Here is a 26,753-nt window from a genome sequence, read left to right on the forward strand (position 1 = left end):
AATGAACGCTTCCAGGCAAATTGGCTCGCTTAATTTAGCCGCTTAATAAGGCTTCGAGGCAATCACAAACATCTGTCCGCCCAGGAACCGCCAGAGAATTGGCAGTTTTAAATAAATCTGAAGCAGCAGCGGTGCAGAAGGTCTGCCTTTAGTTGAGAAAGGTAGAAAACGGGGAATCATCAAATCAACCGAAAATCCGATCGCCTTTAAAACTTCATTGAGCGAACCGTCTGTGATCGGTAGGTGATGGTCAATAAAGTCATAGTACTCTTTGAAGGAATACTTGAAATTCGGCTGAATCACAATCAGCTTGCCTTTCGAACTGAGCCGATTAAAGCAGAAAGAAAGCACCTCGATCAGCTCTTCTTTCGTTTGCAGGTGCTCAAAGAAATTGGAGACAAAAATAACGTCGAAATAGTCACGCGGCACGAGGCGATCGCTCTCTGGAGCCAGAATATTAACGTGCAAAACTTTGACATTGGGTGCAGCAAACTCCTGAGAATCAGGATTGAGATCGATCAGCACCTTTTCCCTTGCTTTAACCTGATTAATAAACTCGCAGTAGCCACCGCCAATATCTAAAACGATCGCATGGGGACTAATATATCTCTGAATAAAGTCATCAATTAATACTTTCCAGAGGGCTTCTTTTGCTTTGCGCTGCCGAACGTCGAATCGATTCGCATAAAGCCGTTTCAGATAAATTTCTTGATCCATCATGATTGACTTGGAATAAACAGCATCCAGCAAGCATCCCGAATTGTATCTCTATCACGTCCAACTTCTAACTTAGAATTGGCTTAAGAGCCGCCTCATTGTCTTGAATCCATGCAAAAATTTGCTGCAAGGTTTGCTCCGGGCTGGTCTGCGGCTGCCATCCGGTGGATTGAATCACTTTAGAAGAATCGGTAATGTAGAGCGGCACATCACCGGGACGGTTTTCAGGGACGGAGCGAATTTCGATCGAGTTTCCGGTAATCTTCTCACAAAGCTGCGTGGTTTCCAGCAAAGACAGGCTACTCTCGACGCCACCACCCACATTAAACAGGCTGCCATCCAGTTCGGAAAAATGCAGCAGCTCATACTCGACCAGATTCAGCAGGTCATTCACGCAGAGCAAATCCCGCACCTGCTTGCCTGTGCCACCGTAGCCGATGTAGCCCAACGATCGCTTGAAGTAGTGCGCTGCCATCCAGAGGACAAACACGCCCTGATCGACCTTGCCCATCTGCCAGGTTCCCGTAACCACACCGCAGCGATTGACGATCGCCGGAATGCCATAAGCATCTCGATATTCTTCAATCAGCAGTTCCGAAGCCAGCTTAGTTGCGCCATAGAGCGATCGTGCGCCCTGGAGTGGAAAGTCTTCGCTGATGCCCCGCTCTGAAATTCCCGGTCGGGTCTGGTCAGGCGCGATAGCGAAACGAGTAGCCTGTTCGACGAGCTTAATGTCGCTGAGGGCGGCGATCGGGTAAATCCGGCTGGTGGACAGGAAGAGAACCGAAGCCTTGAGTTGTCTGGCGAGTTCAAGAATGTTAATGGTCCCAACCAGGTTGGTTTCCAGCACATAGCGGGGAGAGGCAAAGCCTGCTAGCACCGAAGGTTCCGCTGAGCAGTCGATGATGGTGTCAACGGTTAGAACTGCCGGATCAAGATCGGAGGGAGAGCGAATATCGCCATGCACAAACTCAATGCCATGCTGTTTGAACCGCAACAGGTTTAGCTCTGAGCCGCGCCGCTTTAGGTTATCGAGACAAATAATGTGCCAGTCGGGGTGACGCTGTTTGAAGCCGATCGCCAGAGAACTGCCAATAAATCCTGCCCCACCCAGAATTAAAACTCGTTCAGGCATTGAATCTTCCTACGCTAACGGGCTGCTTGCTGCGGTGATAATCTCCCCGCGACAGGTGCTTTTCTAACCAGATATAAAGCACGATAAACAGATAGCGGCTGCCCATTTCCTTGATTTTGAGCTTTGAAATTCCGGTTGTGCGGTTATACCAGCGCATGGGAATGATGCCGTAGGAGTAGCCTCGGACGATCGCCTTTAACGGCAGTTCTACAGTGAGATTAAAATGATGGCTCAGAATGGGCTGAATCCCGTCAATCACTTCTCGACGGTAGACTTTGAAAGCATTGGTTGTATCGTTGTAGCGCAGTCCAAACAGAACCTTGATAAACCAGTTTGCCAATCGATTAATGAAGAGCTTGTGGGGAGGATAATCCACGACCTTTCCGCCTTTCGAGAAGCGCGAACCAAAGATGCAGTCATATCCTTGAAACAGCAACTTATAGGCAGCAACCAGATCTTCCGGGTCGTCTGAAGCATCTGCCATCAGGATGGCAACCGCGTCACCTGAAAACTCACTTAGCCCCCGACGAACGGCAAACCCAAATCCATTCGGCGGCTCATTATTAACCCAGCGCACACTGCTGAAGGTGGCATGCAATTCACAGCAGACGGCAGGCGTGCAATCTGAGCTATTGTCATTAACGATTAGAATCTCGTGAGGAATGTTTTCTCTCTCCAGGGTTTCGACCAAGCGGCTCACTGTCCCGTACAGGCAATCTTCTTCGTTGTGAGCAGGAATTACAACTGAAAGCTTCATTACTCCCCCAATGCTCTAATCACTTACCGTTCAAATTAGCCCAGTGCAGCTATCTGTAAGCAGCTATCTATAAATGGTTCCAGCAGAATGAGTCAATTCAAATCAATTTCAAAATTAAGAACCAAGAATTTCCAGATCATATATGCAAGCTGCAAACCTGACTAGGGCTAATCCGAGCGAATTGGCTAGCGATCGGGCAAGTTTCAGAAAGCTTGGCAGGAGGTTTCTAATCTGGCGTGAACTGCTCAAGGCGACCCAAACGTGATCCCAATGCGGCTCACAGGCTAAGACTCTATTGGAATGACGCGATCGCGACTAATTTGTTCAGCTTCAGAAGCAACAGAAATCGGGTGAGGGCTGTCTAGGCATTTGCTGAAAGACGCAAGCAGGAGAGTGGTATCTTAAAATTTAGAGAATGTAATGATAAGAATGTAATTACGAGGAATACACCATGCCTCAAGCGGTTGGCGTAATTGAAACACTTGGGTTTCCGGCAGTTCTGGCAGCCGCAGATGCGATGGTGAAAGCCGGACGGGTGACGATCGTGTACTACGACATTGCCGAAAGCGGAGAACAGGTCGTCGCGATTCGGGGACCGATTTCAGAGGTGCGTCCGGCGATGGAAGCGGGCATCGAAGCGGCTGGAACTGCGCCTCCTAACGGCAAGCTGGTGACGTACTACATCGTGCCAAATCCACCCGAAAATGTTGTGGAAGTGCTACCGCTTCAATATACAGAGCGGGTCGAGGAATTTCGCTGGATGTAGGGAAATGGGCTAGGGCAGATTTGCATTCCTTATCGCTTTGATTAGACGAAAGCATCAGTGAAAGTCTATGAAAACAATTGCGATCGTGCCGACCAAAAGCCCGTAAAATATAGGGTGGCTTCACCACTCGATGACCTTAATTTGACCTTCCTTATTTGACCTCTAGGAGAAAGCGATGCCGATTGCAGTTGGCGCACTCGAAACAAAAGGATTCCCCGGAATTTTGGCAGCCGCAGACGCGATGGTCAAAGCCGGACGGGTGACACTGGTGGGCTATCAACGTTGCGGAAGTGCCCGGTTTTGCGTGATTATTCGTGGCGATGTCTCGGAAGTAAAGCAGTCAATGGCAGCAGGCATTGAGGCGGCAGGAAACTGCTTTGGCGGCTCGCTCGAATCCTGGGTGATTATCCCGCGTCCGCACGAAAACGTTGAGGTCGTTCTGCCGATCGAGTTTTCGGACTCAGTGCAGCGATTCCGCGACTCGGTTGAAGTTCCGCTGATTCCGCGGCAGACGGGCGGCTAAGATTTCAGTGCTATGTTATAACCTGCTCAAACTTGTACCTTGCAGGGCTTAATTCTAATGCTCCAGGCGCGTTCAACGAACTGGGGCAAATTTGATTTAATCCGTAATTTGATAAATTTACTCTAAGCGCATCATGTTCCTCTAGACAGATTCCTGATTTTCCTGCGATCGGCAAGATTAGGGAGTTAGCAACCCTCCGGAATGGTCTGCTTTGCACTGATTTTTCTGGTTGGTTTTTTGCTAATTTGCCTATTCCTTCTGTTTTTCCTTTTTAATCCGGCTATGTCCTTCCCTAGAGAAAGTGGAATTCTGCTGCATCCGACTTCGTTTCCCAGCCGCTTTGGAATTGGCGATTTGGGCGGTTCGGCTTACGAGTTTATCGATTTTTTGGCGCAAGCTGGACAGCGCATTTGGCAAATTCTCCCTCTAGGACCGACCGGATACGGAGATTCGCCCTATCTGGCATTCTCAGCGATGGCAGGAAATCCGCTGCTGATCAGTCCCGATCGCCTCAAAGAAGATGGACTGCTGAGCGAACAAGACTTTGAAGGACTGCCGGAGTTTCCGCAAAAAGTCGATTTTGGCTGGGTGCATCACGTCAAAATGCCCCTGCTGCGAAAAGCTTGCGAAGCGTTTCAGAATCAGGCAGACCCCGATCAGCTCAAGGCATTTGACCAGTTTTGTCAGGACAAAGCCGACTGGCTGGAAGACTATGCCCTGTTTCGCGCTTTGAAAGATGCTCATGAGGGCGCAGGCTGGAACACCTGGGAAGAGTCGATCGCTAATCGCCAACCGGAAGCGATCGAGCAATGGCGCGACAGGCTCTCTTCGGAGGTATTTTTTCATAAGTTCATGCAGTTTCAGTTCTTCCGGCAGTGGTCGGCACTGAAGCAACACGCCAACGAGAAAGGCATTCGCATTATGGGCGATGTGCCTATTTATGTGTCGTTTGACAGCTCCGATGTTTGGTCCTATCCACAGTTTTTCTGTCTGGACGAAGCAACGAAAAAGCCGACGCTCGTGGCAGGTGTGCCACCCGACTATTTCAGCACGACGGGTCAGCTCTGGGGCAATCCGATTTACGACTGGGAGCAGCTTCAAAAAGAAGATTTTGCCTGGTGGATTCAGCGATTTAAGTCTTTGTTTGATCTGGTGGATCTGGTGCGAATCGATCACTTCCGCGCCTTTGAAGCGTATTGGGCAGTTCCAGGGCATGAAACAACTGCGATCAATGGCGAATGGGTTAAAGCACCCGGACGGGAGTTCTTCCAGCGATTACGGCAGGAGTTGGGCGGTTTGCCGATCGTGGCTGAAGATCTGGGCATGATTACGCCTGAGGTCGAGGCATTGCGAGACGATTTTGACTTTCCCGGCATGAAGATCCTGCACTTTGCCTTTGACTCAGACCCAGGAAATCCCTATTTGCCGTTTAACTATCCGCGCAACTGCATTGTTTACACTGGAACGCACGATAACGATACGACCGTCGGCTGGTTCTACAAACGCTCTCACGAAGAGCAGCAGCGCGTCATTCGCTATCTCGGCTGCACTAGCCAGGATGGCATCCACTGGGATTTAATTCGGTTGGCGTTTGGTACGGTGGCAAACCAAGCAATTCTTCCACTGCAGGATCTTCTGGGACTAGACAGCGATGCCCGGATGAATGCACCTAGCCAGCAAGAAGGAAATTGGAACTGGCGATACTGGTACGGTGCGCTTACCCCAGAACTGACGGGACGGCTGCGCTATTTCACTGAGCTATATGGGCGGCTGCGGCACGACGAAAACTCGTGATTTCAATCGCTAAAACTTAATTTCACTTAAGAACCAATCGCCTTAACAATACCTCAGATGCGATGACGCTCCCCGCAGTTCCGATTGAAATTCTGATTTAAGTTTTAGTTGAAGGGTGTATTTTGATTCAGCGCACTTCACGCTCTCAGGGGTTGCTGGAATGGTGCGATCAAAAGCAAGTGTCTGAGCCAGCAAGCCGAGCAGGCAGGACTGCAATGGTCGTGTTAGCAGAAAAGGGCACTATGCCAATTCTTTGACTATCATTTGCTGCATCAGGACGATCGATCAAAGCCCTAGAACACTCCAGCCCAGGCGCACATTTGTAGCCCCGAAGCCGTTCAAAGACTCGTAGGAGCCGCTTAACGCTGCGCTAAACAAATGCTGAAGCAGATAAAGACTGTAGCTCTTGACTATTCAGCACTCCGGGAAGTCAGCTTAGCGGAGGCAGGCTTAAGCAGCATCCAGCTTACGAAGAAGAAAGAAGCTGTTGCAATCTGAGCAATGTCGATCGCGGAAATGTAGCCATCGGCGAAGGAGGCAAAGCTGCGATCGAGAATGCCAAAAATCCAGGAGGACAAACCGAGCAGCCAGAGACCACTTCTTAAATTTGCAAGGAAGGGCATTAAATCTAAGGGATTCTCGGTATGCATTGTTCTGCTCCTTTGTAAGTAAAGATAAAAGCGATTGGATAATTCGTGAGTTACAAAAGACTTGAATGAGCGCTCGAAGCCTGACTAACTCAACTTTCCTTTAGCTTAAGAAATGTGACACCTACTTGACAATCCATCAATCTGGGTAAGTTAAGAAGAGATGAGATGTATTCCAAATAGCAGAACCGGAATAGTCCCTATGCCTGAGCAGCCTGGGCAAGAGAACGCTTTTATTTCTTCAGCCTAATTTTTTTAACGAGACACATCTTTCGCTGTAAGGTTAAGAGAAGGTTATACACCTGCCTTGTAGACACGATAGAGATAAACGAACTCAGGGGTGACTGAACAAGAAATTCGAGTAGGCGATCGAGTCGAGATCCTCCAACCGGATTACGTCGCCGGAAAATTTGGCAAGATTCTCACGCCTGAACTGGTGCAGGATGGGCAGTTAACAGGTCGATGGATTGTTAAAGTCGAGCAGGAAGAAGTATTGCTGTCGCTGTTGCCAGAGGAGCTTAGAGTCGTTTCCTAAGAATTGTTTGAGGAGTAACGCCTTAAGACTTGTCGTAAAGCATCTTGAACAGTTTCTGACCCAGCCGATCGTTTAGCCGCAAAGCATTCGCACCTTACACAGCAGTTCTGCAATCGCGATCGGCTTGCTGACAAAATCGTTTGCGCCTGCTGCTAAAGCTTCTTCTCGATCGCTTTCATCCGTGCAGCCTGTGAAAAGAATAATCGGCAAATATTTCAGTCTGGGACATTGCCGAATTTGCCGCGTGACTTCATAACCGCTAATGCCCGGCATTCCAACGTCTAATAACACCAAATCGGGTGGCGATGCTTGAATAAGGGATAAGGCAAACTTGCCATCGCGGGCAACTGAAACCTGATATCCCTCTGTTTCTAGGACAATTTTTAGCAGCGAGAGAACGTCTAGAAAGTCATCTACAACCAGAATGTGAAAGGCAGCAGTTCCTTCAGAGTTGCGCGAAGCGTCAAACGATCGATAGTGCATGATTATGTACGGTTTCGTACACAGGTGATAGGACTAGCATAGGCGATTTTGGCGAGCGAATCTTCTGAATGCGTTATAAATCTGTGATTTTTCTTAACTTTTCTTAAAATTAAGTCTGCGATTGCTAAAATTCATTTCGCAAACATTGAAGAGCATTAACTTGCAGAAATTGCATGAGGTTTGGGTCCGATCGTCCGCAGGAAGAACTGCGATTACCTCAAAGGGAGAACTGTTCCGCATCGCTTAATTTGCGGGTCGCAGGCTGCAATCATCTCTTCTGTGTCCTCTCTTCAGAAGATCGGGAACGCATTTCGCTTCATCTCGAATCCGTTCACCTGGAGGCGCAGCAAATTTTATATGATGCAGACCAGTGCATCGAGTGGGCTTACTTTCCGCTCAACTGTGTAGTGTCGCTGCTAACCGTGATGGAAGCCGGAGCGGCGATCGAAGTGGCAACCGTGGGGCGAGAAGGCATCGTCGGTCTCCCCATTTTGCTGGGCGTAAATCAGGTTCCCGGTCGGGCAATGGTGCAAATTCCCGGTGAGGCATTGCGGCTTCCGACAGAAATCCTGAGAGCTGAAATCGAGCAGCGAGGATTGCTGTATCACCAGCTTCAGCGTTATGCTCAGGCATTATTTGACCAGGTGACTCAGCTTGCCGCCTGCGATCGCCTTCATTCGATCGAGCAACGCCTCTGCCGCTGGCTGATGATGACTCAGGATCGCGTGGGGGAGGGACAGTTTCCCCTGACTCAGGCATCCCTGGCGCAAATGCTGGGTGTACGACGTGCAACAGTCAGTGTGATTGCGGCACAGCTTCAGCGATCGAACCTGATTCGCTATCGGCGGGGACAGATGGAAATTTTGGATCGATCGGGGTTGGAGGGGGTAGTGTGTGAGTGTTATGGAAAGATTCGGGGAGCGAGTGAGGGTAGAGGGAACGGGGAATGAGGAGATGGGAAAGAGGATGAATGTGAGTAGATGGGTTTTGGGGTGAAGCTTGGCGTGAGAACTGCTCTGCCGATCGTGCTACATCTGTAATGTTCATTCTTCAGATGTCGATTCACTATGTACGTCTTAATTGGTGGTGCAGGAATGATGGGGTTGAGTTTAGCCCAGCAGTTGCTCAAACTTGGTCATACCGTCGCAATTATTGATGTGGACCCACTTGCCTGCCGCTTTGCCCGAGAGAAAATTGGAGTCATGGCATTTGAAGGCAGTGCCGTCAGCACCACGGTTCTTCTTGAAGCCGGGATTCAACAAGCAAACGCAGTTGTTGCTGCTCTGAGAAATGACGCGCTCAATTTGGCGTTAATTACCCTATCTAGAAGCTATGGCATTTCCCACATCGTGGTGCGAATGCGCGATCGCGAATTTCTGGAAGCCTATCGCTTGGCTCAAGCCAGCCATATTATCAGCACGGTTGATTTAGCTGTTGCCACCATGGCAAACGCGATCGAATATCCCGAAGTAGAATCGATGATGCACTTTGAGCAGGGGCAGGTCGAAGTCCTGAAGCTTCCGGTTCCAAGTGGCTGCTATGTTGCAGGTCTTACCGTGGCTCAAGTGGCTCAAGACCCGCGCTTTCCTACAGGTTCGCTAATCATTGGCTACCAGTGCCATGCCTGTGCCAATCTAGAAATTCCCAATGGGAATACTGTCCTTGAAGCAGGTTCGACCATCCTGGTTGTCACCCGCCCAGAACTTGTTCACCCCATGATTGATTACCTGGGTATTCAGGCTAGTCATCTTCCAACGATAGAAGTTTCTCATCCAAATCTTTGATGTAGGGCTGCACCAAATCTTCCGGGATGATTCGCTTGCGAAGGGCATCACTTACGGCTCCCTTTTCTGCCAGCAGCAATCGCCGCCGAATGGCATCTAGCCCACTGCGATCGCTCTTCAGTTGTCCTGCCCGATACTGATTATGAAAGTTGCGCAGTATCCGCTCGGACTCTGCCACTCGTGCCTGATAGGATGCCCACAGTTCTTCGTAAACGGCTTTAGGCAATACGCCCGATTTTAGTAAACTATCCAGTTCGTCTTGAGCCGCCTTTGCCCCAATGAGCTGAATTTGCAGCTTTCCTGCTTGTTGCATCACATCCGAAACACGGGTGATCTTGAGCCGCTTGACCAGCCAGGGCAGGCTTAATCCTTGTCCGACTAGCGAGAACAGCACCGCGCCAAAGACCAGTGCAATGATATTGTCTCGTCCCGGTAAGCTTAGTGGAATACTCAATGCCAGTGCCATCGACAAAGATCCTTTGATGTTTCCCAGAAACAGAACGTGCTGCCAGGGCAGGGGAATTGGGCGATCGAACCAGCGCAGTCCCGTCAGCAGTAAATAAACCGAGAGAATCCGTCCCAGTTGATATGCCAGAATCCCTAGCAGAATCGACGGCAGGATTTGCCACAGCGTCAGCAGGTTAATTTCAATGCCAATCAACAGAAAAATAAATGTGTTGACTCCGAAGCCAGCGTATTCCCAAAAACTGAGTAGGGTAATGCGATCGGATGCAGACGAACTGCGAGGCAACCCAAGATTGCCAAAAATGAGTCCGGCAATTACGACGGCTACCGCACCCGATACTCCCAGAAATTGCCCAATCTGAAACGTTCCTAAGGCTAAGGCAACGGTCAGCAGCAGGCTACTCAAGGGATCGTTGAGTCGGACAAAGATGGGCAGACTCAAGTAGCCCAAAATCGCTCCCACGATCGCTCCGCCAAGGGCGACCACGAGCAATTCCCTGATTCCTTCTGCCGCGGTGAGTGTCCCTGTTGTATAAATGACCAGAATTAAGTTGAAGGACACCAGGGCAGCCGCATCATTGAACAGCGTTTCTCCTTCCACAATGGTGGATAGTCGGGAGGGCACACGGATTTCCTTAAAGACGGCAATCATCGAAACTGTATCTGTGTTTGCCAGAATAACTCCGATCAGTATTGCGGGAATCCAGTCCAACCCCAACCCCCATCGCACCAAAACTGCAATAATTGCCGAGGAAAAAACCGAACCCGGACCTGCTAGAAGGGCGATCGGCTTAAAAGTGCTGCGTAGCCGACTGATATCGGTATTAATTGCCGCTTCAAAAATCAGAATCGGGAGGAAAAGATTTAAAACTAAAGACGGGTCTAAACCAATTCGACGCGATAAAACATCCGTAATGGGCAAACCTGCCAACACCAAGCCTGTTACGTAGGGAATTCGCAGACGCTGGGTGACAAGCGCAACCACTGTTGCGATCATCAGCAAAATGATCAAGATGATCACGAGCTCCGGAATGGCTCCTGCGGATTGGCTCTCTAAAACTGGATTACTGTCTGAGAGAGTTTGTTGCGCCAAAATCCATTCCATTACTGATCCTCCTCTCAATAAATCCACTGCCTCACACAAATTGAGGAACTGGCTACCGTTAGAGTCTACAAGAGACAGTTCGCTTTGCTGTAGGCTCAACTGCAAATTGTATGAAGGGCAGAAATTGCTTGCCTAAGAGAGCTTTCGCTGAATCTTGTTTAGGTCTATTGAGTTGGAACGATCGATAGCATGACGTAGATGGCAAATCTTCGACGCCTATGCTGAACTACTTAATCTATATCGGCCACAGTAATGTATTCCAGCTCATCCGGTGTAGCAATACCGGGACATTTACCAAAGATGCGATCGAAGAAGCAATCAGAGATGATACACCGCCGATCGACTTAATTGATGGAGAACAACTCGTTCAACGATTAAAAGAATTGGGATTGGGGGTAAAGATAACAATGATTGAGTCGGTTGAGGTTAATGAAGATTGGTTTGCGAGAATTTGACTGAGACTTTTAGAAAAGTTGCAGAGGTGTTGCATTCGCCCTAGCTTCCCCCAAGTTGGAGAATTTTGAAACTTGAAGTCTTCCGATCGCAAAAGGAGTGTCTGCATTGGCTTGGTTCCCTCAGAATTAGGGGGTAGTTCGCCGATTTCTTCTAATCCGTTAGATCTTTGAAGCCAGCTTCCCGTGAGAGTTCGGTAAAACTTGGATCGCTTTTGGCTTCCTTACGGTAGCGGGGGTTGAGTTCGATCGCCAAACGCAAATTCTCTAAAGCCAGCTCCGCTTCGCCCTGAACCGCGTAGCAGGTGGACTTGTTGTAGTAGGCACTAGCGTATTCGGGTTTGGCTTTAATGGCGCGGTTGAAGTTTGCCAGGGCTTCTTTGTCGCGTCCGAGTTGCAGCAGGGCATAGCCACGACTGTCCCAGGCTTTAGCGTTATTGGGCTGGAGGTCAGTTGCTTTTTCCAGGGAATCGACGCATTCCTGATAGCGTTCCATTTCCAGGAGTGCTAAACCGCGATTCAGCCATGCCTTTGCGTCTTCAGGGTCGAGTTGGGTTGCCCGATCAAAGGCGTTGAAGGCTTCCTCCGATCGCTGAAGTGCCCCCAAGACCACGCCGCGATTGATTAGGGCTTCAGTGTAGTCGGGCTTGATTTCCAGGGCTTTATCAAACGACGTGAGGGCTTCCTCGTAGCGTTTCATCCGATTTAGCGTAACGCCGCGATTCAGCCAGGCTTTGTGATCCTGGGATTGCAGCGTCACGGATCGATCGAACACTGCCAGAGCCGCATCGGACTGTTTCAATTCGCGCAGCACAATGCCCTGGTGATACCAGGCGATTGCGTTGGCAGGCTGGAGTTTGGTCACGCGATCGTAGGTAGACAGTGCCTCGTCGTATCGCTGGAGTTCTTCGAGTGCCCGTCCCCGGTTGAACCAGACTTCGGCTTGGTTAGGCAGGGAGGCCAGTGCTTTGTCATAGGACGTGATCGCATCGGCATAGCGTTCAGCAGCAAGTAGGTCATTGCCCTGCTGCACATAGTCTTCGGGACGCATGAACAGTTCGGGCTGGGTCGACCGCAGCAGATTGAGTTGCTCGGTGAGCGTCTGGATATTCTGCCGTACGTCTGCCACAAAAGACTCGGCGACAAACTGGGGCGAAAGCTCTGCCAGTCGGCGAAGAATCTGATCTTTTTGTACCTGCGCTTCTGACTGGATCGATCGCAACTGTGCCGCCACTTCTGCCTCGATTTGCCGCAGGGATTGCAAGGCTGTCTGTCGCTGAGATTCCGCATCGCCCTGGAAGCGATCGACCTGTTCACCAAGGCGGGCTTCGAGGCGATCGAGGTTTTGCCGCAGGCGATCACGCTGTCCCTGCACGTCTCCTTTGAGGGTGGCAAACTGGTTGAGTAAATCGGTTTCTGCCCGCTCCAGGTTGCCCAAAATCTGGTCGCGCTGTTCCTGAACCGTAGCGGGAATCTGGTTGAGCTGGTCGCTAATATCGCTGGTGAGTTGGGCGATCGTTTGGCGCAGTTCTTCCCGTTTCGCCTGGGTATCGACCTGGAAGTCGGTGCGCTGGGTCGTGAATTCGGCATCGATGCGATCGAGGATCTGCTGGAGTTCGGCTTGTTTGTTTTGTGCTTCTATCTCCAGGCCGCTTTGCTTTTGGGACAGTTCGGCTTCGATCTGGGTGAAAATGCGCTGCAAGTCTACTTGTTTTGCCTGGGAAATGGCTTCCAGGGTTTGCTGCTGAGTCGCTAACACGGCATCCAATTGAGCCAGATTACGCTGAATGCCGTCTCGCTGAAGCTGGGCATCGAGTTCGAGTTCGCGAATTCTGCCTTCAAGTTCTGCCTCTAGCCGTTCCAGGTTTTGCCGGAGCTGGTTTTGCTGCGTTTGTGCTTCTGCCTGCCATGCCGATCGCTGATCGGCAAAATCGGTGGTGAGCTGACTCAGATTGCGGCGAATGTTGTCCTGCTGTGCCCGAATTTCCGATTCCAGGTTCGATCGCTGGGTAGACAGTTCGCTATAAAGCTGTTCCAGCGTTTGCCGAATTGCATCGCGCTGTGCTTGAGTGTCTGCCTGAAGCTGTGCCAACTGAAACGTGACATCGAGCCGCAGTTTTTCCAGACTGTCAAAAAGCTGATTCTTGCGATCGTTAATGTCGTCCTGAATTTGAGCAAACTGCCCGACAAACTGAGACTGCTGCTGCCGGATGCCCTCGATAATATTGGATTTTTCCTGGTCAACCTGCAATCGGGCATTGGTTCGCAATTCACTTAAGTAAGGCGAAAGCTCTGCCACCAGATCGCTGAACTGCTGAAGCGTTCCCTCTTTGTGTTCCTGGGCGATCGACTGATACTGACTAATTCTTGCTGCGAATTCTGCCTCGGATGCGGATAGCGTTTGCAGCGACAAATCTTTCTGCGACTGCACGTTGAGCTGAAGCTCGGCAATCTGATTTGCAAAGTCCGTCTCTATCTCCTCTAGCCTGCGCTGTGCAACAAGAAGCTGCTGTTCCATGCCGTTTAGCAATTCATGTTTGCGCTGGGAAGCGTCCGCCATAAGCTGGGACAGTGCGCTGCGCTTTGCCTCGATCTCGTGTTGAAACGCCTCCGCATCTTCGCCCAGGTCGCCTGCATAGTTTTCGTAGTCTTTCAGGAGCCGCTGCACTTCGTTCTTTGCTTTGCCGATCTGCCGCTCCAGGTCATCAAGTTCCTGAATGTGGGACTTCACGATCGCCGTCACTTCTTGTAAGACCGATCGCCTCAACAAATACAGCCCAATCAGAGCTGCCGCCAGCAGAGCCGCCAAAACGCCGAGCATGATATTAAAGAGCGTTGCCGTCTGGTTCACCTGCCTGAGGCGCTCGAGTTCCTGCTGCTCGGTGGGACTCAGGGCTTGCGCCAGGGTGAGATTCGCAGGCTCGGCTGATATCAGGATTTGCCTGCGAGATGGCTGCGCCTGCACTGCTCCTGGGGATAGCCACCCCAGCCACAGCAAAAACGTTGACAGCACTACGCCACTGCGCGAACCCCATCCCCAAAATGTCATCGGCTTGCTCATCAGGACTTGCCCCTGTCTCCCGGTCAATCGGTACTTTGTTTTATATAAGGTATGTGCGATCGTCTACCTACTCAAGGGTAATCAAAATCGCTCCCCTTGCGGCAGGAATCTTGGTTGGGGGCGAATGGAGAGATGAGTGGATGGGTCGATGAAGGGAGTGAGGAGCTGGGGGGAAGGGATTGGATTCGTCTCAGAGGTGCTGTGCTGCTCCTAAATCACCCAATTTTGGCGGAGTTTGAATGATGGAAGGCAGTTTAAGCATCGCTTTAAGGAGCCAGCAGTTCCGGCGGAACAACTTCGGGAACCGTCCATTTATAGAGAATGTGCAGCTTGCTCGGTCCACGCACAACTTCGATTTCTTCAGGCTTCCAGTCGCCCATATCAAAACTGTGAGAAATAATGCGGGTCCCGGGCTTAAGCTGGGTCAGCAAAATTGGGCGCAGGCGCAGATTGACGTCGGGCAACAGGTAAAGCGTTACGACCGTGGCATCGCGAAAGTCTGCGGTAAATAGATCCTCTTCGCGAAACTGGACTCGATCGCTTACCCCTGCCGCTTGGGCATTTGCCGTCGCCTGAGCCACCAGTTCTGCATCAATCTCGATCCCAACCCCTCTTGCGCCAAACTGTTGTGCGGCGGTAATTACCACTCTGCCATCGCCGCTTCCCAAATCGTAAATCACATCGTCTGGTCCTATATCTGCCATTGCAAGCATCTGGTCAACCACAACTTGAGGAGTCGGGACATAGGGAGCTTCAAGCGGTTCTTCAGATTGAGATTCCTCTTGAGATCCCTCAGCCTGCGGAGCCGCTTCACCCGGAGTCGTCAGAGCCTGAACGGGAATTATCCGACCTGCCTGCGCTGCCGCAAATGATCCAACCTGATAACCAGGGACAGCCAGCAGTGCAATTCCACCGATAATCGTGCCTGCTTTCCTCAAGGCTTGCTTGTTCATCGATTTCTTCTCACTCAAGGCTGGGTGTAATCGAACGAGGACAGGTTTAGGAATGGTGGGGTGAGTCATGCTTTGATCAAAAATTGTTGATTGAAACCACTTTCCTGCCTGCATTATTACGACGAATTATATAGCGATCGCGACTGGGGATAGGCTAAAGCGATCGAAATTCATTTTTGCTCAAGCTTGCTCGAACTTGTATCCAGGCATTAAAAAAGGGGCTTTAAGCCCCTCATGATTAGAGAACGTCACAAATCAAGCTATTTAATTGCATGACCTGCCTGATAAAGCACTTGACCAAGCTGTTGAAGCCTAGGCATGACCTCGCTAGGAGCGATGCTGGAAGCCCCAGAAGCATCTTCGCCGATATCAATCAACAATTTAGCGATCTCACCCGAGTTACCGTTTTGCAGAGCGGCTTTTAATTCGCCCAGGTCTTCTGCGAGATCGTGTCCTTGCAGTTGACTTTGCCATGTTTCAATAATCGCGATCGCTTCATCAAGTGGAATCGACGTTACTCCCTGCTGAAGGGCTGCGATCGTCGCATCGAGATCCATTGCTTGCAGTGATTGATCTGCCATGCTCATGCTCCAATTTAAATGTCCGATGGGTGCTGTCAAAACAAAATCTTTGCTTGAATTGGCTCTTGCACCTGTATTCAGGGTGAACTGACTGAAGGAATGAAAGCCTGTGCCTTTTGACGTAACCCGATCGTTCTTGTCGCTATCGCACAAACGTTGTTCCGCTTGTAACTCCAGCAGGTGTCGTCTGTGCTCCTGAGCTTACTCCAGGCGATGTGAAACTTGTTCCCGATTGTCCTGAAAACCCATTAGTGTTGAATCCGCTATTCACCGAATTTCCATTGCCCAGTGTGCTTGTTGAACTGTTTACTCCAGGCGCAGCAAAGCCTGCCGCTCCAGCCCCTTGTGCTCCAAAACCCGATGTGCCAACCCCTGATTGAACGCCCTGTACTCCTGAGTTAATGCCTGATTGAACGCCTTGGGTTCCAAATCCTTGGGTGCTGGTGCTTGTTCCAGTTCCAGGCGTAACAACTCCTTGGGTTCCAAATCCAGACTGTGTTCCGAATCCAGGCTGTGTTCCGAATCCAGGCTGTGTTCCAAATCCAGACTGTGTTCCAGGCGTAACCACCCCTTGCGTCCCAAAATTCGTGGTTCCGGCAGGTGCGCCAAAGGTCGGTGCGCTGAAGCTAGGTACGCCAAAAGTGCTGGTCGACGTTGGACCAAGCGGAGCAGTGTTTGTCGGAAAGCCGTTTGTTCCCAGTGTTCCGGTTATCGTTGAAGAGCCTGTGGTCGTTGAGATGCCAGTCTGAGTCGTTCCGAGCTGCCCTCCGTTGACTGTTGTACCCGGTAGACCCGTTGTGCCGATCGTCCCTGTAGTGGCAGGAGTACCAAACGCTGAATTCGGAACGCCAAAGGTTGAGGTGCTGCCCGTTCCCGGAGTGACGATCGTTCCAAAATTGCTTTGAGGGATGCCGTTAACGGTTCCTGAAACGCTGCTACCAAATGGAGAAAGGGGAATCCCAGTCGAAGTCGTTCCTGGGCTAACACCAACCCCTGTAGAGCCAAATCCGGGTGTTCCAATGCTGCCACTCCCGGTGAAGGTTTGAGCAGCGGCAGGCAGCGTTAAAGCGACAAGAACAGTTCCAACGCTTGCGAAACCAATGAGACTGTAAAGCGGTGATTTCATTATGTCTTTCCTGATTATCGTTTAACGAAAGGGGCAGAATACACAGTTCGATCGAAACGATCGCAGTCACGAAACACAGCAAGTAGCGGAAGCAAATTAATAACGAATAGATTTACAGATTTATAGAATTCGATATACAAACGTAACGTTACTCGCAGTCTAATAGTTCGTTCCCAATCCAGGGCTGACCTCAGGAATGAAATTTAATGCACCACGGGTGCGTCAAAAGAAACAGGTCAACCTTCAACCCGCTCAAGCTTCACGATAAGATAAACACCCCAGGATAAACACCATAGGATAATCGCACTCTGGCAAAACTTTCCTCCGTAGTGGGAGGCTTACCAGAATAAGAACTATACAAGAAAAAAATAATCCGAAGCTACGCTAAAAACGGTGCTACAAAAAGGGAATGTTCTGATGCTCTATGGATAAGCGAAACACTTACAAGAACCCTTTATCGGAACCATTTTTAATGACTGCAATTCCGCTAAATTTTGTCAAAGGCAATTTTGTCAAAGGCAATGTAGGGGACAATCCGCAGAGTAGATGGCTTAAGTAAACCTTTCTGCTGCCCATGTCCCCCACAAAACGATCTTCAAATTACTCGCGATCGCCCCAAAGTTACTGAAGGCTAAATTTACTGAGGACCAAATCTACTGAAGGGAAGTAATCTGCTGACGTAGTTGTTCAGGCAGCAAAACTCGGTTAACAACGTGAATTACGCCGTTCGCTGCTTGAATGTCAGGCTGAATTACGCTTCCATCATTCACAATAATGCGACCATCCGCAACTCGCACTGCGATACCGCCACCCAGGGTATCGACAACTCCGGTTTGTAGCTCCTGAGAAGTCACCTCACCAGGAACAACGTGATAAGCCAGCACCTGACGCAGCAATGCCTGGTTTTCGGGTTGAAGCAGTTTTTCTAGAGTTCCAGCAGGGAGGGCTGAAAAGGCTTCATCGGTCGGAGCAAAGATTGTGAATTGTCCACCTGTTGACGGAATTGCGTTTGCTACTCCTGCCGCCTGCACTGCACGAGCCAGCGTATTAAATGTGCCTGCAGAAGAAGCTTGTTGCAGCAGCGAAGTGACTCCTGTATTACCAGTATTTGCTTGAGGGGCAGGTGCAGGTCTGGTTGCGGGAGTGGTGCTGGTGGAAGGAGTGTTGGCTCCAGGAGTCGAAATGCCCGCGCCTGTACCGACTCCGGGTTGGGTTGTTGCTCCGGGCGTAGTCATCGTGCCTGGCATGGTCATTGTGCCTGGCATGGTCATTGTGCCAGGGGTAGTCGCTGCTCCAGGCGTGGTCGTTGTACCAGGTGGGGTCGTTTGGATCGGCGACTGACTAGGACTGCTGGTTGTTTGTGCCTGAGCGGGGCTAAAAGCAACCAATCCAGTCAAGGTTGCAGCGGCGATTGTCGCAAAGCGAAGTTGGGATTTGAAATGCATTTCCTCTCTTCTCCTGTCAATTCGGGTGAAATCTTTCTTCACCTTAAAGAGCGCATTTTTCTCCGCCGTCTGTCTTTGGAGCTATTCCCCTCCTGTGGTCGATCGCCTCTTGATTTATACCCAGAGCGAGACTTAAGTCGCATGATCAATGACTATTGACCAATAACCAATGACCAATCGTCCCTAACCAATGCCGATCGCTTCTCCCATTCATTTTTGTCTTTCGACTAACTGACGAGATTTTCGGCAGCAAATTGTCTGGAAAAAACAGTTAGGTTAAGCAAGGCAGGATTGATATAGCGATAATAGGAACGTTGCTTCGAGACGCTTTCCTTGAATCTTCCTTCTTTTATTTGGCTCTGGCGTGCTGCTGCCTGGTCCATGGGTCTATCCCTCTTTGCTTATCTGTTGCTGAGTCTGACTGGAAGCTGGCTATTTGTCAGCCGTCAAACCCCTCAAGTTCGTCCAGGGTGGCTGCGTCCCGTTCACTTTACGATCGGCGGCACAATGGTGTTTCTGGTGCTGCTGCTGCTGGCGATCGGCTTAGTAGGCACGATCGGGCATTACGGCAGTTTGGGGCATTCCAGCCATTTGCCTGCGGGCTTGATTGTTGTCGGTCTGACGCTGCTTTCTGCCTGGAGTGCAACCCAGATTAATGTCGATCGTCCCTGGGCAAGGGGGCTACATCTGGGGACGAATCTGGTGCTGCTGCTGGCATTTGCGATCGTTACCTGGACTGGCTGGGACGTGGTGCAAAAATATTTGCCCTAGGGAATATTTGAGCTGTATCAAAGGTTCTGTATCGCCCCCGTGGGTTGCTTCTTTGCCTGCTCCTGCTAGCTTCAGGGGACTTTGAAAGCCAGAATGATTAGCTCGATTACTCGCAAAATGGGGGACAGTTTGGGCAATCAACCGCAAACAAAAAGGGCAAACAAAAAAGGGCATGGTTTCCCATACCCGGATTGCCATTGAAATTGTCATTCACTGTAGAGTGTTGGCCAGCGTAAGAGTGTTGACCAGCGTACTGCCTGACAGGAGAGATCTTGCTTAGCGATAGTTCTGCGTCTGAATGCGCCGGAGCTGTGCTTCAGGACGCTTAAACCGATCCATCTGCGCTTCAAAGAACTTCCGGTTTGCCATCAGGTGCTTCGGATTCGGGTCATCTAGCGGATACAGCAGTGCTTCGCGTAGTGCTTGAATGACTGCAGAAGTTACGCAGTACATCGATCGCTGGAAGCTCACCGCTAGCTGCACCAGCATATCGTCTTCGCCGCGACAGAACTGCTGATAGTAGTCCACCAAGTACTGCGGCAGGAAGTGCAGCATATCCTGAGCTAGCAGCGTCGGCGGGATGCCAGCCGTACCGACCGGGAATTTGTCTGCGTACAGCACGCCATAGTGGAAGTCTTTCTGCTCTAGGGGAACCTGTCCTGCCTGCGCGTTGTAAGACTTCGTGCCCCGGAACGGCGAGGTGCGGTAGAATACGGCTTCTACATAGGGCAGTGCCGCTTCATACAGCCACATAAAGCCCTTCGATTTCGGGATGATTTCGTAGCACTCGCCGTCGATGTAAACGTGATGGTAAATGGGGCGACCTGCGATCGCAAAAATTCCGTTAATCAGGAAGTTCATCGCGTCGGGGACGCTAGCGATTTTGCCTTCGTCGTACAAATCCGACATTTCAAAGAACACCGGAGCCATGATTTCCCAAAATAGCCCCAGGTTTGCGTAGTAGGACATCTGACGGCACTGCTCCAGGAACATATCCGGGAACAGCTTGTACAGTCCCAGCATCGCTGGATTTTTCTTGAAGTACGCTTGGATGGCGCGATCGGCGTTTTGCTTGTACTCGTCGCTGTCGAGGTAGGCATCAAACAAGCCCATGCCTATATCACGACCGTGCCAGAACATTGCCCGCATACACTCTTCGGCAAACTCCATGTTGATCCGATCGTGATACCAGTGATGGAAAATGCGCGGCAGCTTGGATTTGAGTTCGCCTTTCTGGATAAACTCTAGCAGTTCTGGGTGAGCGGAGCCTGTGCCGCGCCAGATTCTCAGGTCTGCCTCATCGCCCGCGTAGTGATTTTGGCGATCGAGATATTCCTGCGAAATAAAGTACTTGAAGAACGGCAGCGGATCGAGAAAAACGTGCTCGGCAATATACAGCAGGTCGCGCCAGTAGAAATCCATTGGTACGGCGTAAGCCTTATACAGCCCAATGATTTGCATCAGGTTTTCTGGCGTATCCGGCAGCATTGCCCCACCCGCTTCGAGTCGATGAATGACCTCAGCAAACTCATGATTTGAGGGCGGGAGCTTTGGCGAAGGCGTAGAAACTGGGGGAAGAATAGTTGCAGTCATAAGCGGTGAGAGGGTGAAAGCGTAGAGGTTTAGAATCACTTTGAATCTCTTCAAGAGACATTCCCTTTGCCCAGGTGCAGCGAGAATGCTCCATAACCGACTAGTTATTCAGTTCCAGGTTATTCAGGTCTAAAAATCGCTCGCTCGTTGCCAACTGCTGGGTCGGAGTTGGAACGGTAGCCACCAGAGCGGTTGTCGTCGCTTCTGTCCAGCGCACCAACCAGCTTGGCTGCAAGCCCAGGAACAAAATCAAAACTGCCAGAACCAGAGCCGGGAACTTCTCACTTGTCGTGACCTGCGGAAAGTACGCTGTCGAGTTATCCAGTTTGCCGAAGCAGGTGCGGTTCAACAGAATTACAAAATAGACTGCGGTGAGCGCAGTTCCCAGAACCGCGACCAGCGTTTGCACCGGAAAGACAGAGTAGGTTCCCTGGAAAACTAGAAACTCCGCGATGAAGCCCGCTAATCCCGGAATCCCAGCACTCGCCATGCCGGCCAGAATCAGCAGCGAACTAATCGAGGGCAAGCCGCGAATCGGATTCAGCAGACCGTTCAGCACATCCAGGTCGCGGGTACCCGCTTTCACTTCCACGACCCCTACCAGATGAAACAAAATCGCCAGAATCAAGCCATGCGCCACCATTTGTCCTACTGCTCCGACCAGGGCGAGCGGAGTCAAGGCAGCCGCACCTAACAGCACATAGCCCATGTGTCCGATCGAGCTATACGCCACCATTCGCTTGATATCCTTTTGAGCGATCGCCGCCAAAGCTCCGTAGAGAATGCTTACGGCTGCCCAGGTTGCCAGAAAAGGAGAGAGCTGCGCCCACGCTTCTGGGAACAATCCCATCCCGAATCGCACCAGGCCGTAGGTTCCCAGCTTTGCAAAAACACCCCCTAGCAGAATCGCGACTGGAGAAGACGCTTCAACATAGGTATCCGGTAGCCAGGTATGGAAGGGAACAAGCGGAATCTTGATGCCAAAACCAACCAGCATTAACCCCAGCAGCAAGACCTGAGAGCCGATCGGCAACGCCTGCCCCAGTACCGATTGGTAAGAGAAATCAGACGCGCCAGAGAGCCAGACCAGTCCCAGAAAGCTCACCAGAACCAGGGCACCAGAAACGGCCGTAAAGAGCAGGAATTTGACTGCTGCATAGCTACGCTTTGCCCCACCCCAGATCGAAATCATCAGGAAGAAGGGAATGAGCTCCAGTTCGTAGAACAGGAAAAACAGCATCAGGTTTTGTGCGAGGAATGCGCCTGAAACACCACCATTCACCAGCAGCATCATGACATAGAGCAGTTTTGGACGCTCTGTGTTTTCACTGCTGCTAAAAATCGCAACCAGGGTCAACAGGCTATTCAGTGCCAGCAACACTACCGAAACTCCGTCCACGCCCAGTTCATAGTTCAGTCCCAAGGGAGTAATCCAGGGCAGAAACTCCCGAAACTGAAATCCGGATTGGGTAATGTCAAACTGGGTCAGAATCCAGACTGTCCAGAGCAGATTGATAAGCGAGATCGCCAACGCACTGGAGCGAACTTGAGAAGAAGTGTACTTGCTTGGCAGCAGGCTGATGACCAATGCACCAGCGATCGGAAGCCAGATGAGGGCACTTAGCATAGCGAGGGATTACAAGAGTAAGGTTTAGGAGTCAGAGAAAATTACCCAAAAAGAATTACCCAATGCCGATCGTGAGCTCAGACAGGAACGACCAGCTTGCTAAAAGTGCAATCAGAACTAAACCGAAGGCGATCGTCAGTACATAAAACTGAGTCTGACCCGAGTTGCCATACTTGAGCGTTTCGCCGCCGAAGATCGAAGACAGCCCGACCAGGTTGACCAATCCATCAACCAGATAGCGATCGAACCAGTCTGTGATGCGAGACACAATATCCACGCTGCCGACCACACTCGATCGATAAAGCTTCGGCGTGTAGAAGTCGTAGGCAAAGAGATCTTGCAGTGCCTTCGAGGGCAGACGAACGGGCTTTTTGACGTAATTGCTGATGTAAACCACCCAGCCAATGCTCAAACCAAAAATGCTCGACCAGGTCAGCATCAAAGCAACATCTTTGCTGATTTCAGCCCAGCTTGGCAGCAGATCAAAAGCTTGCAGCAGTACGGGCACATGCAGCGCGAACCCCGCGAAGATTGTCATCGGCAGCGTGACTGCCCACAGGTTTTCGGGCGATCGAACCGTCATTGGCTGTTCCTGGTTCGCAAAGATTAGCCCAAACGTCCGAGTCAGGCTAAAGGCAGCCAAGCCATTAATCAGCAGCACCAGCCCAACCAGCCAGGAACTCGTTTGCCACAAACCGTCCACCAGTTTCAGCATTGCCCAGAATCCACCCAGCGGCGGCAGCGCGATTAGCCCAGTTGCACCTGCAATAAATGACAGTCCCGTAACCGGACGCTTTTTCCAGAGTCCGCCCAGCTGAGTCAAATCCTGCGTAATGTTGTTGAGAACGATCGACCCGCAGCTTGCCACGATCGCCGCCATGCCCAGCGCATGAGTAAACACGATCAGCAGCGCGGCTTCGGATTGCTGTGCCCCGACCGCGATAAACACCACGCCCATGTAGGCAGTTACCAGATAAGAAAAAGCCCGCTTGATGTCAACTTGTGCCATCGAGATGAGCGTACCGCCGATCGCTGAAACCGCACCGATTGCGATCGCTGCATTGAGGACGATTGGGGACAGGGCAAAAATAGGCTCCAGTTTAATCATCACCCAGGCACCCGTTGCCACGACCACAGAGTTTCTCAAAATCGTGCTGGGGAACGGACCTTCCATCGCTTCATCCAGCCAGAGGTGCAGTGGAAACTGAGCACATTTGCCCATCGGGCCTGCCAGGAGTGCCAGGCCCACCAGCGCCGCCACGGTCGGATCAACGTTTGCTGTTTGTGCCCAAACTGCCAGCTCATCAAAATCCCAGGTTCCAGCCAGCGGAAAGATTGCCAGTACGCCCATCAGCAGAAACAAATCGCCGACTCGCTTGGTCAAAAACGCATCGCGTGCCCCAGTCACCACCAGCGACTGATTAAACCAGAAGCCAACGAGGAGGTAAGTTCCCAGCGTCAGGATCTCCAGAATGATGTAGCTGAAGAATAGGGAGTCACACAGCACCAGGGCGGACATGCCTGCTTCAAACAAAGCGAGCAACGAGTAGAACCGTGCCCAGCCCCAGTCCATTTCCAGATAGCCCACTCCATAGATTTGCGCCAGAAAGTTCAGCCCAGTAATCAGTACCGTTGCCCCGACTGTTAACGCAGAAATTTCGACGGGAATCGTTAAGTTTAAGCCGGCAACCTGAAGCCAGGGTAAGCTGAGTTGAATTGGCGGCTGCTCCAAAAGTACAGACAGTGCCAAAACACCGTGCAGGAACGCCACGAAGGTTGTGATTGCGTTGACGTAGCCCGCAGGTCGTGGTCCAGTCCGCCGAGTAATCGACGGAAACCAAACAATGGACAAAAGCATTCCCACCAGGGGATAGCAAGGAATAAACCAAGCGGTTTCAGCAAGAAGCTGGGTCATCAGTACCGTCCTGTAGGCACGCTAGGGTTAACTCATCCGTTCCAGCAATACCCAGAATTAATCTGGTTAATAGAAATAGCCTTATGAAAGCTGTTTGAGGTATCAGAAAAAATCTATCCTTAATACTAGCCTAAGGCTTTCCCCCGGAAAACCCATTCGTTGATAACGGTATCTAAAAAGTTCTATAAGCAAAGGCAAACGTTACTAGGCAAATGGGCTTAACTTTGCTTAACACGCCTCTCAGACAGGTCTTTTGCTCAGCCAATCAAATGTTCAGCCGATCAAACATTTATTTCGGCGTCCTGCTTTTGACCGAATATGAGACTCAGATTATCTTAATCCACTGTTCTTTTTTGCAGGACTGCTGAAAACTTCTCATAAAAAACTCTCCGGGTTTTCCAGAGAGCACAATTAACTCAAGGTCTGATAATTTCTTTGATGACTTCTACAGCAATATCAGGGCTGCTAGCGAGCAGGCTGCAGGTTTTCCAACCCAGCCGTTACTTTTGCTGAAGTAATTCGATCGCCCTGCTGAATCTGGTCGACGACTTCCATCCCGCTCGTTACAGAGCCAAATACCGCATAGCTGCCATCCAGAAAAGTCAGGTCATCCAGCGCAATGTAAAACTGAGACGAAGCCGAGTCAGGTAGAGCAGAACGTGCCATTGCCACTGCCCCACGAGTATGGCGCAAGACAGGTTTTGCTGTGACCCCAGCCGTTTCAAGCGTTTTGCTATAAACAGGCTGACCAGTCCCATCTGGCTTAATTTCTAGCGGAATCTGCCGCTCCTGGTTCGTTGCGGGGTCGGTGAATCCACCCGTTCCCAATCGATTGACAGGAAACGCAGGGTCTTTGCTTTGTGGGTCGCCGCCCTGCACCACAAAAGGCTGAGGCTCCCGCACCACCCGATGAAACGCCAAGCCGTCGTAAACTTGCCGATTGACGAGATCAACAAAGTTTCCGGCTGTAATCGGAGCATTTGCGCCATCGATTCGGATGACGATCGGAGAACCTTTCACCACCATTTCGACCGTTGCTTCCCCATTGAGGCGCGGTAAGTTGCTGAACTGTGGACTAACGGCTGCACCAGAGGGAGTCGAGGCAGGTGTAGTCGTTCCCGTAGGCGAGGGGCTGGCACTTGAAACAGACTCTTGAGTTTGATTCTGACCCGCACAGTTTGCCAGTAGCATTACCCCACCCAGCAAAAAGGCGGTTAACCAGCGACGAAATCGAATATCCATGAGTTTCACGATTCTTTGTAGTCCTAGGCCATTATCTGGCTTAGGAACAGAAATTGTATAACTTGTCATTTCGTTGAGGTGAGCTTCCTCGTCTGCGCTAGTCGACAGGATGCCTCTCACCAATTGGGCGGGCAAGCGAGCTACCCCCTAAAACTAGATAAGCTAGATTCTCACTCCAACAATTTACAAATTAATCAACGCGCGCAAGCTTTAAAGTCCCTCCAGAGGTACGGCGAGGAAGCGAGCCAGTTCTGCGCCCTGATTTTCCAATTCCTTCAAGGATAGGGGTTGGCCAACGCGGGTAAGCGGCAGATCGCCTTTGCCCTTAATACGCAGGTAGAGAGCACGTTTAGGGCTGATGCCTTCGCGAATTTCGACGCGAATCGCCTGAATGTCTTCGAGTGGGTAGGTCAGCTCGATGCGGCGATTCTTGCCTGGAAAGCCCGACCGAAACAGGATTGCAGTTCCGGTTTGCCGATTAAATTCGTTATACCCGCCACCAACATCCCAATAAACAATCAGCCAGAGATAGGTTCCTAGCAGGAGTCCGGCAATGCCGTAAAAGCCCATTGCAATTCCCTGCGGAATAAAGACGAGCTGAGTGGGGTCAGAGAAAGGAAGAAGATTAACTTTTGTGTAGCTAGAAATGCTTGAAAACAGAAAACCTGCTCCGCCAATCGTCGAAACTGCCGCCCAGAAATAGTTGCTAAAGCGGCGTGCGCCCAAGACCGATTGACGAAGAATCAAGTTGTTCTCATTTTTGGATGCGGTTGTTGCAGCCATGAGCTTAGTTTGTCCAAAGGTAAAGAAGGGTATCAAAGGTAGGCTGATCCACCGTATCTCTGCGATCGAGGGATCAGAATCCCTGTAAAATCGAATCAGTAAACGCTTGAACGATCCATTTAGACCGGGGAGACTTTCTGAGACGATCACGTATCAGATTGTAAAATTTTTGATATCTCCCTATCATATAGAAACATTAAGTCCTATCTCAGAATGTATAAGCATTAATGCTTACGCACTGCGATAGAGATACGAGAGAGCGTTTGCTGTTCTCGGTATCAACGACTCATGTTCAAGGTTTCCTCGATCGCTCAGCATCCTGAACCAGGTAAGCTTGTTAAGCGATCGAATGGATCTGATCTCATATTAAGAGGATATGAAATGACCATAGCAATGGGGCGCGCACAAGCCCAGCGAGGATGGTTCGACACCGTCGACGACTGGCTGAAGCGCGACAGATTCGTTTTCATCGGCTGGTCAGGACTGCTGCTCT

Annotated in this window: 23 protein-coding genes and 3 pseudogenes; 9 read left to right on the forward strand and 17 right to left on the reverse strand. The window is 50.7% G+C overall.

Going from position 1 to position 26,753, the window contains the following annotated elements; genetic code table 11:
* Positions 1–42: 42 nt before the first annotated feature.
* The 3 genes and pseudogenes from NDI45_RS14270 to NDI45_RS14280 all read right to left on the reverse strand — a co-directional run.
* Entirely contained in the window at positions 43–720 is a 678-nt protein-coding gene (locus NDI45_RS14270; protein WP_348247720.1) for a class I SAM-dependent methyltransferase, read from the reverse strand.
* Between the two features lie 64 nt (positions 721–784).
* Positions 785–1,852 (reverse strand): NAD-dependent epimerase/dehydratase family protein, encoded by a 1,068-nt coding sequence (locus NDI45_RS14275; RefSeq protein WP_348247721.1) that lies wholly within the window; start codon positions 1,850–1,852, stop codon positions 785–787.
* Positions 1,845–2,603 (reverse strand): annotated as a pseudogene (locus tag NDI45_RS14280) (glycosyltransferase family 2 protein); the annotation flags it as partial. The pseudogene NDI45_RS14280 and the gene NDI45_RS14275, both read right to left, overlap by 8 nt.
* A gap of 457 nt (positions 2,604–3,060) precedes the next feature.
* On the opposite strand from NDI45_RS14280, the gene NDI45_RS14285 reads away from it, so the two are divergent.
* The 3 genes from NDI45_RS14285 to malQ all read left to right on the forward strand — a co-directional run bounded on the left by NDI45_RS14285 (position 3,061) and on the right by malQ (position 5,692).
* On the forward strand, positions 3,061–3,375 hold the full coding sequence (locus NDI45_RS14285; protein WP_190793692.1) for a carbon dioxide-concentrating mechanism protein CcmK: 315 nt from the start codon (positions 3,061–3,063) through the stop codon (positions 3,373–3,375).
* A gap of 175 nt (positions 3,376–3,550) precedes the next feature.
* A complete protein-coding gene (locus NDI45_RS14290) occupies positions 3,551–3,898 on the forward strand; it encodes a BMC domain-containing protein (RefSeq protein WP_190793691.1) in 348 nt (115 codons plus the stop codon).
* A gap of 282 nt (positions 3,899–4,180) precedes the next feature.
* Complete coding sequence (malQ, locus tag NDI45_RS14295; protein ID WP_348247722.1) at positions 4,181–5,692, forward strand: 4-alpha-glucanotransferase; 1,512 nt, start codon at positions 4,181–4,183, stop codon at positions 5,690–5,692.
* Between the two features lie 410 nt (positions 5,693–6,102).
* On the opposite strand, the gene NDI45_RS14300 is transcribed toward malQ, so the two are convergent.
* Positions 6,103–6,342 carry a hypothetical protein gene (locus NDI45_RS14300; RefSeq protein ID WP_190792176.1) on the reverse strand — a complete coding sequence of 80 codons (240 nt, stop codon included), beginning with the start codon at positions 6,340–6,342 and terminating at the stop codon, positions 6,103–6,105.
* 337 nt (positions 6,343–6,679) lie between these two features.
* Here NDI45_RS14300 and NDI45_RS14305 point away from each other — a divergent pair, with 337 nt between their 5' ends.
* Positions 6,680–6,874 (forward strand): hypothetical protein, encoded by a 195-nt coding sequence (locus tag NDI45_RS14305; RefSeq protein WP_348247723.1) that lies wholly within the window; start codon positions 6,680–6,682, stop codon positions 6,872–6,874.
* A 72-nt stretch (positions 6,875–6,946) separates the two neighbouring features.
* Here NDI45_RS14305 and NDI45_RS14310 read toward each other — a convergent pair whose 3' ends face one another.
* Positions 6,947–7,357, reverse strand: a complete 411-nt coding sequence (locus NDI45_RS14310) for a response regulator (protein WP_348247724.1) — start codon at positions 7,355–7,357, stop codon at positions 6,947–6,949.
* 173 nt (positions 7,358–7,530) lie between these two features.
* On the opposite strand from NDI45_RS14310, the gene NDI45_RS14315 reads away from it, so the two are divergent.
* Together NDI45_RS14315 and NDI45_RS14320 are read left to right on the forward strand one after the other, a co-directional pair.
* Positions 7,531–8,307, forward strand: a complete 777-nt coding sequence (locus NDI45_RS14315) for a Crp/Fnr family transcriptional regulator (RefSeq protein ID WP_348247725.1) — start codon at positions 7,531–7,533, stop codon at positions 8,305–8,307.
* A gap of 117 nt (positions 8,308–8,424) precedes the next feature.
* Positions 8,425–9,141 (forward strand): TrkA family potassium uptake protein, encoded by a 717-nt coding sequence (locus tag NDI45_RS14320; protein ID WP_348247726.1) that lies wholly within the window; start codon positions 8,425–8,427, stop codon positions 9,139–9,141.
* Here the strand turns inward: NDI45_RS14320 and NDI45_RS14325 are convergent.
* Entirely contained in the window at positions 9,098–10,729 is a 1,632-nt protein-coding gene (locus NDI45_RS14325; protein ID WP_348247738.1) for a sodium:proton antiporter, read from the reverse strand. The two genes, NDI45_RS14320 and NDI45_RS14325, sit on opposite strands and share 44 nt — an antisense overlap.
* Positions 10,730–10,992: 263 nt before the next feature.
* On the opposite strand from NDI45_RS14325, the pseudogene NDI45_RS14330 reads away from it, so the two are divergent.
* Positions 10,993–11,166: pseudogene (locus NDI45_RS14330) on the forward strand (restriction endonuclease); the annotation flags it as partial.
* Positions 11,167–11,317: 151 nt separating this feature from the next.
* Here NDI45_RS14330 and NDI45_RS14335 read toward each other — a convergent pair.
* From NDI45_RS14335 to NDI45_RS14360, 6 genes are all read right to left on the reverse strand, one after another.
* A complete protein-coding gene (locus NDI45_RS14335) occupies positions 11,318–14,212 on the reverse strand; it encodes a tetratricopeptide repeat protein (protein WP_348247727.1) in 2,895 nt (964 codons plus the stop codon).
* 278 nt (positions 14,213–14,490) lie between these two features.
* On the reverse strand, positions 14,491–15,177 hold the full coding sequence (locus NDI45_RS14340) for a methyltransferase domain-containing protein (protein ID WP_348247728.1): 687 nt from the start codon (positions 15,175–15,177) through the stop codon (positions 14,491–14,493).
* A gap of 260 nt (positions 15,178–15,437) precedes the next feature.
* Positions 15,438–15,758, reverse strand: coding sequence for a hypothetical protein (locus tag NDI45_RS14345; RefSeq protein WP_348247729.1), 321 nt, complete (start codon positions 15,756–15,758; stop codon positions 15,438–15,440).
* 142 nt (positions 15,759–15,900) lie between these two features.
* Entirely contained in the window at positions 15,901–16,884 is a 984-nt protein-coding gene (locus NDI45_RS14350; RefSeq protein WP_190793119.1) for a hypothetical protein, read from the reverse strand.
* Positions 16,885–17,537: 653 nt separating this feature from the next.
* Complete coding sequence (locus tag NDI45_RS14355; RefSeq protein WP_199296687.1) at positions 17,538–18,329, reverse strand: fasciclin domain-containing protein; 792 nt, start codon at positions 18,327–18,329, stop codon at positions 17,538–17,540.
* Positions 18,330–18,556: 227 nt separating this feature from the next.
* On the reverse strand, positions 18,557–18,712 hold the full coding sequence (locus NDI45_RS14360; RefSeq protein ID WP_348247739.1) for a hypothetical protein: 156 nt from the start codon (positions 18,710–18,712) through the stop codon (positions 18,557–18,559).
* On the opposite strand from NDI45_RS14360, the gene NDI45_RS14365 reads away from it, so the two are divergent.
* The gene (locus NDI45_RS14365; protein WP_348247730.1) at positions 18,663–19,100 is read left to right on the forward strand and encodes a DUF4079 domain-containing protein; all 438 of its coding nucleotides are present in this window, start codon (positions 18,663–18,665) and stop codon (positions 19,098–19,100) included. The two genes, NDI45_RS14360 and NDI45_RS14365, sit on opposite strands and share 50 nt — an antisense overlap.
* A gap of 276 nt (positions 19,101–19,376) precedes the next feature.
* Here NDI45_RS14365 and NDI45_RS14370 read toward each other — a convergent pair whose 3' ends face one another.
* The 5 genes from NDI45_RS14370 to NDI45_RS14390 all read right to left on the reverse strand — a co-directional run bounded on the left by NDI45_RS14370 (position 19,377) and on the right by NDI45_RS14390 (position 26,260).
* Positions 19,377–20,693, reverse strand: a complete 1,317-nt coding sequence (locus NDI45_RS14370; protein ID WP_348247731.1) for a CO2 hydration protein — start codon at positions 20,691–20,693, stop codon at positions 19,377–19,379.
* 100 nt (positions 20,694–20,793) lie between these two features.
* Positions 20,794–22,320 carry an NADH-quinone oxidoreductase subunit M gene (locus NDI45_RS14375; protein ID WP_348247732.1) on the reverse strand — a complete coding sequence of 509 codons (1,527 nt, stop codon included), beginning with the start codon at positions 22,318–22,320 and terminating at the stop codon, positions 20,794–20,796.
* A gap of 55 nt (positions 22,321–22,375) precedes the next feature.
* The gene (locus NDI45_RS14380; RefSeq protein ID WP_348247733.1) at positions 22,376–24,235 is read right to left on the reverse strand and encodes an NAD(P)H-quinone oxidoreductase subunit F; all 1,860 of its coding nucleotides are present in this window, start codon (positions 24,233–24,235) and stop codon (positions 22,376–22,378) included.
* 465 nt (positions 24,236–24,700) lie between these two features.
* Positions 24,701–25,477, reverse strand: coding sequence for a peptidylprolyl isomerase (locus NDI45_RS14385; RefSeq protein WP_190793114.1), 777 nt, complete (start codon positions 25,475–25,477; stop codon positions 24,701–24,703).
* A 210-nt stretch (positions 25,478–25,687) separates the two neighbouring features.
* Positions 25,688–26,260: a photosystem I assembly protein Ycf4 gene (locus NDI45_RS14390; protein ID WP_348247734.1), complete on the reverse strand. Its 573-nt coding sequence runs from the start codon at positions 26,258–26,260 to the stop codon at positions 25,688–25,690.
* 288 nt (positions 26,261–26,548) lie between these two features.
* On the opposite strand from NDI45_RS14390, the pseudogene NDI45_RS14395 reads away from it, so the two are divergent.
* Positions 26,549–26,753 (forward strand): annotated as a pseudogene (locus NDI45_RS14395) (photosystem II D2 protein (photosystem q(a) protein)); the annotation flags it as partial.

The sequence above is a fragment of the Leptolyngbya sp. GB1-A1 genome, from assembly GCF_039962475.1.
GTDB lineage: Bacteria > Cyanobacteriota > Cyanobacteriia > Elainellales > Elainellaceae > Leptolyngbya_A.

What these genes read in the sequence shown, in the direction of transcription:
- NDI45_RS14270 (WP_348247720.1), bottom strand. Translation starts at nt 720, where the DNA reads ATGATGGATCAAGAAATTTATCTGAAACGGCTTTATGCGAATCGATTC.
- NDI45_RS14275 (WP_348247721.1), bottom strand. Translation starts at nt 1,852, where the DNA reads ATGCCTGAACGAGTTTTAATTCTGGGTGGGGCAGGATTTATTGGCAGT.
- NDI45_RS14285 (WP_190793692.1), top strand. Translation starts at nt 3,061, where the DNA reads ATGCCTCAAGCGGTTGGCGTAATTGAAACACTTGGGTTTCCGGCAGTT.
- NDI45_RS14290 (WP_190793691.1), top strand. Translation starts at nt 3,551, where the DNA reads ATGCCGATTGCAGTTGGCGCACTCGAAACAAAAGGATTCCCCGGAATT.
- malQ (WP_348247722.1), top strand. Translation starts at nt 4,181, where the DNA reads ATGTCCTTCCCTAGAGAAAGTGGAATTCTGCTGCATCCGACTTCGTTT.
- NDI45_RS14300 (WP_190792176.1), bottom strand. Translation starts at nt 6,342, where the DNA reads ATGCATACCGAGAATCCCTTAGATTTAATGCCCTTCCTTGCAAATTTA.
- NDI45_RS14310 (WP_348247724.1), bottom strand. Translation starts at nt 7,357, where the DNA reads ATGCACTATCGATCGTTTGACGCTTCGCGCAACTCTGAAGGAACTGCT.
- NDI45_RS14315 (WP_348247725.1), top strand. Translation starts at nt 7,531, where the DNA reads ATGAGGTTTGGGTCCGATCGTCCGCAGGAAGAACTGCGATTACCTCAA.
- NDI45_RS14320 (WP_348247726.1), top strand. Translation starts at nt 8,425, where the DNA reads ATGTACGTCTTAATTGGTGGTGCAGGAATGATGGGGTTGAGTTTAGCC.
- NDI45_RS14335 (WP_348247727.1), bottom strand. Translation starts at nt 14,212, where the DNA reads ATGACATTTTGGGGATGGGGTTCGCGCAGTGGCGTAGTGCTGTCAACG.
- NDI45_RS14340 (WP_348247728.1), bottom strand. Translation starts at nt 15,177, where the DNA reads ATGAACAAGCAAGCCTTGAGGAAAGCAGGCACGATTATCGGTGGAATT.
- NDI45_RS14345 (WP_348247729.1), bottom strand. Translation starts at nt 15,758, where the DNA reads ATGGCAGATCAATCACTGCAAGCAATGGATCTCGATGCGACGATCGCA.
- NDI45_RS14350 (WP_190793119.1), bottom strand. Translation starts at nt 16,884, where the DNA reads ATGAAATCACCGCTTTACAGTCTCATTGGTTTCGCAAGCGTTGGAACT.
- NDI45_RS14355 (WP_199296687.1), bottom strand. Translation starts at nt 18,329, where the DNA reads ATGCATTTCAAATCCCAACTTCGCTTTGCGACAATCGCCGCTGCAACC.
- NDI45_RS14360 (WP_348247739.1), bottom strand. Translation starts at nt 18,712, where the DNA reads ATGGACCAGGCAGCAGCACGCCAGAGCCAAATAAAAGAAGGAAGATTC.
- NDI45_RS14370 (WP_348247731.1), bottom strand. Translation starts at nt 20,693, where the DNA reads ATGACTGCAACTATTCTTCCCCCAGTTTCTACGCCTTCGCCAAAGCTC.
- NDI45_RS14375 (WP_348247732.1), bottom strand. Translation starts at nt 22,320, where the DNA reads ATGCTAAGTGCCCTCATCTGGCTTCCGATCGCTGGTGCATTGGTCATC.
- NDI45_RS14380 (WP_348247733.1), bottom strand. Translation starts at nt 24,235, where the DNA reads ATGACCCAGCTTCTTGCTGAAACCGCTTGGTTTATTCCTTGCTATCCC.
- NDI45_RS14385 (WP_190793114.1), bottom strand. Translation starts at nt 25,477, where the DNA reads ATGGATATTCGATTTCGTCGCTGGTTAACCGCCTTTTTGCTGGGTGGG.
- NDI45_RS14390 (WP_348247734.1), bottom strand. Translation starts at nt 26,260, where the DNA reads ATGGCTGCAACAACCGCATCCAAAAATGAGAACAACTTGATTCTTCGT.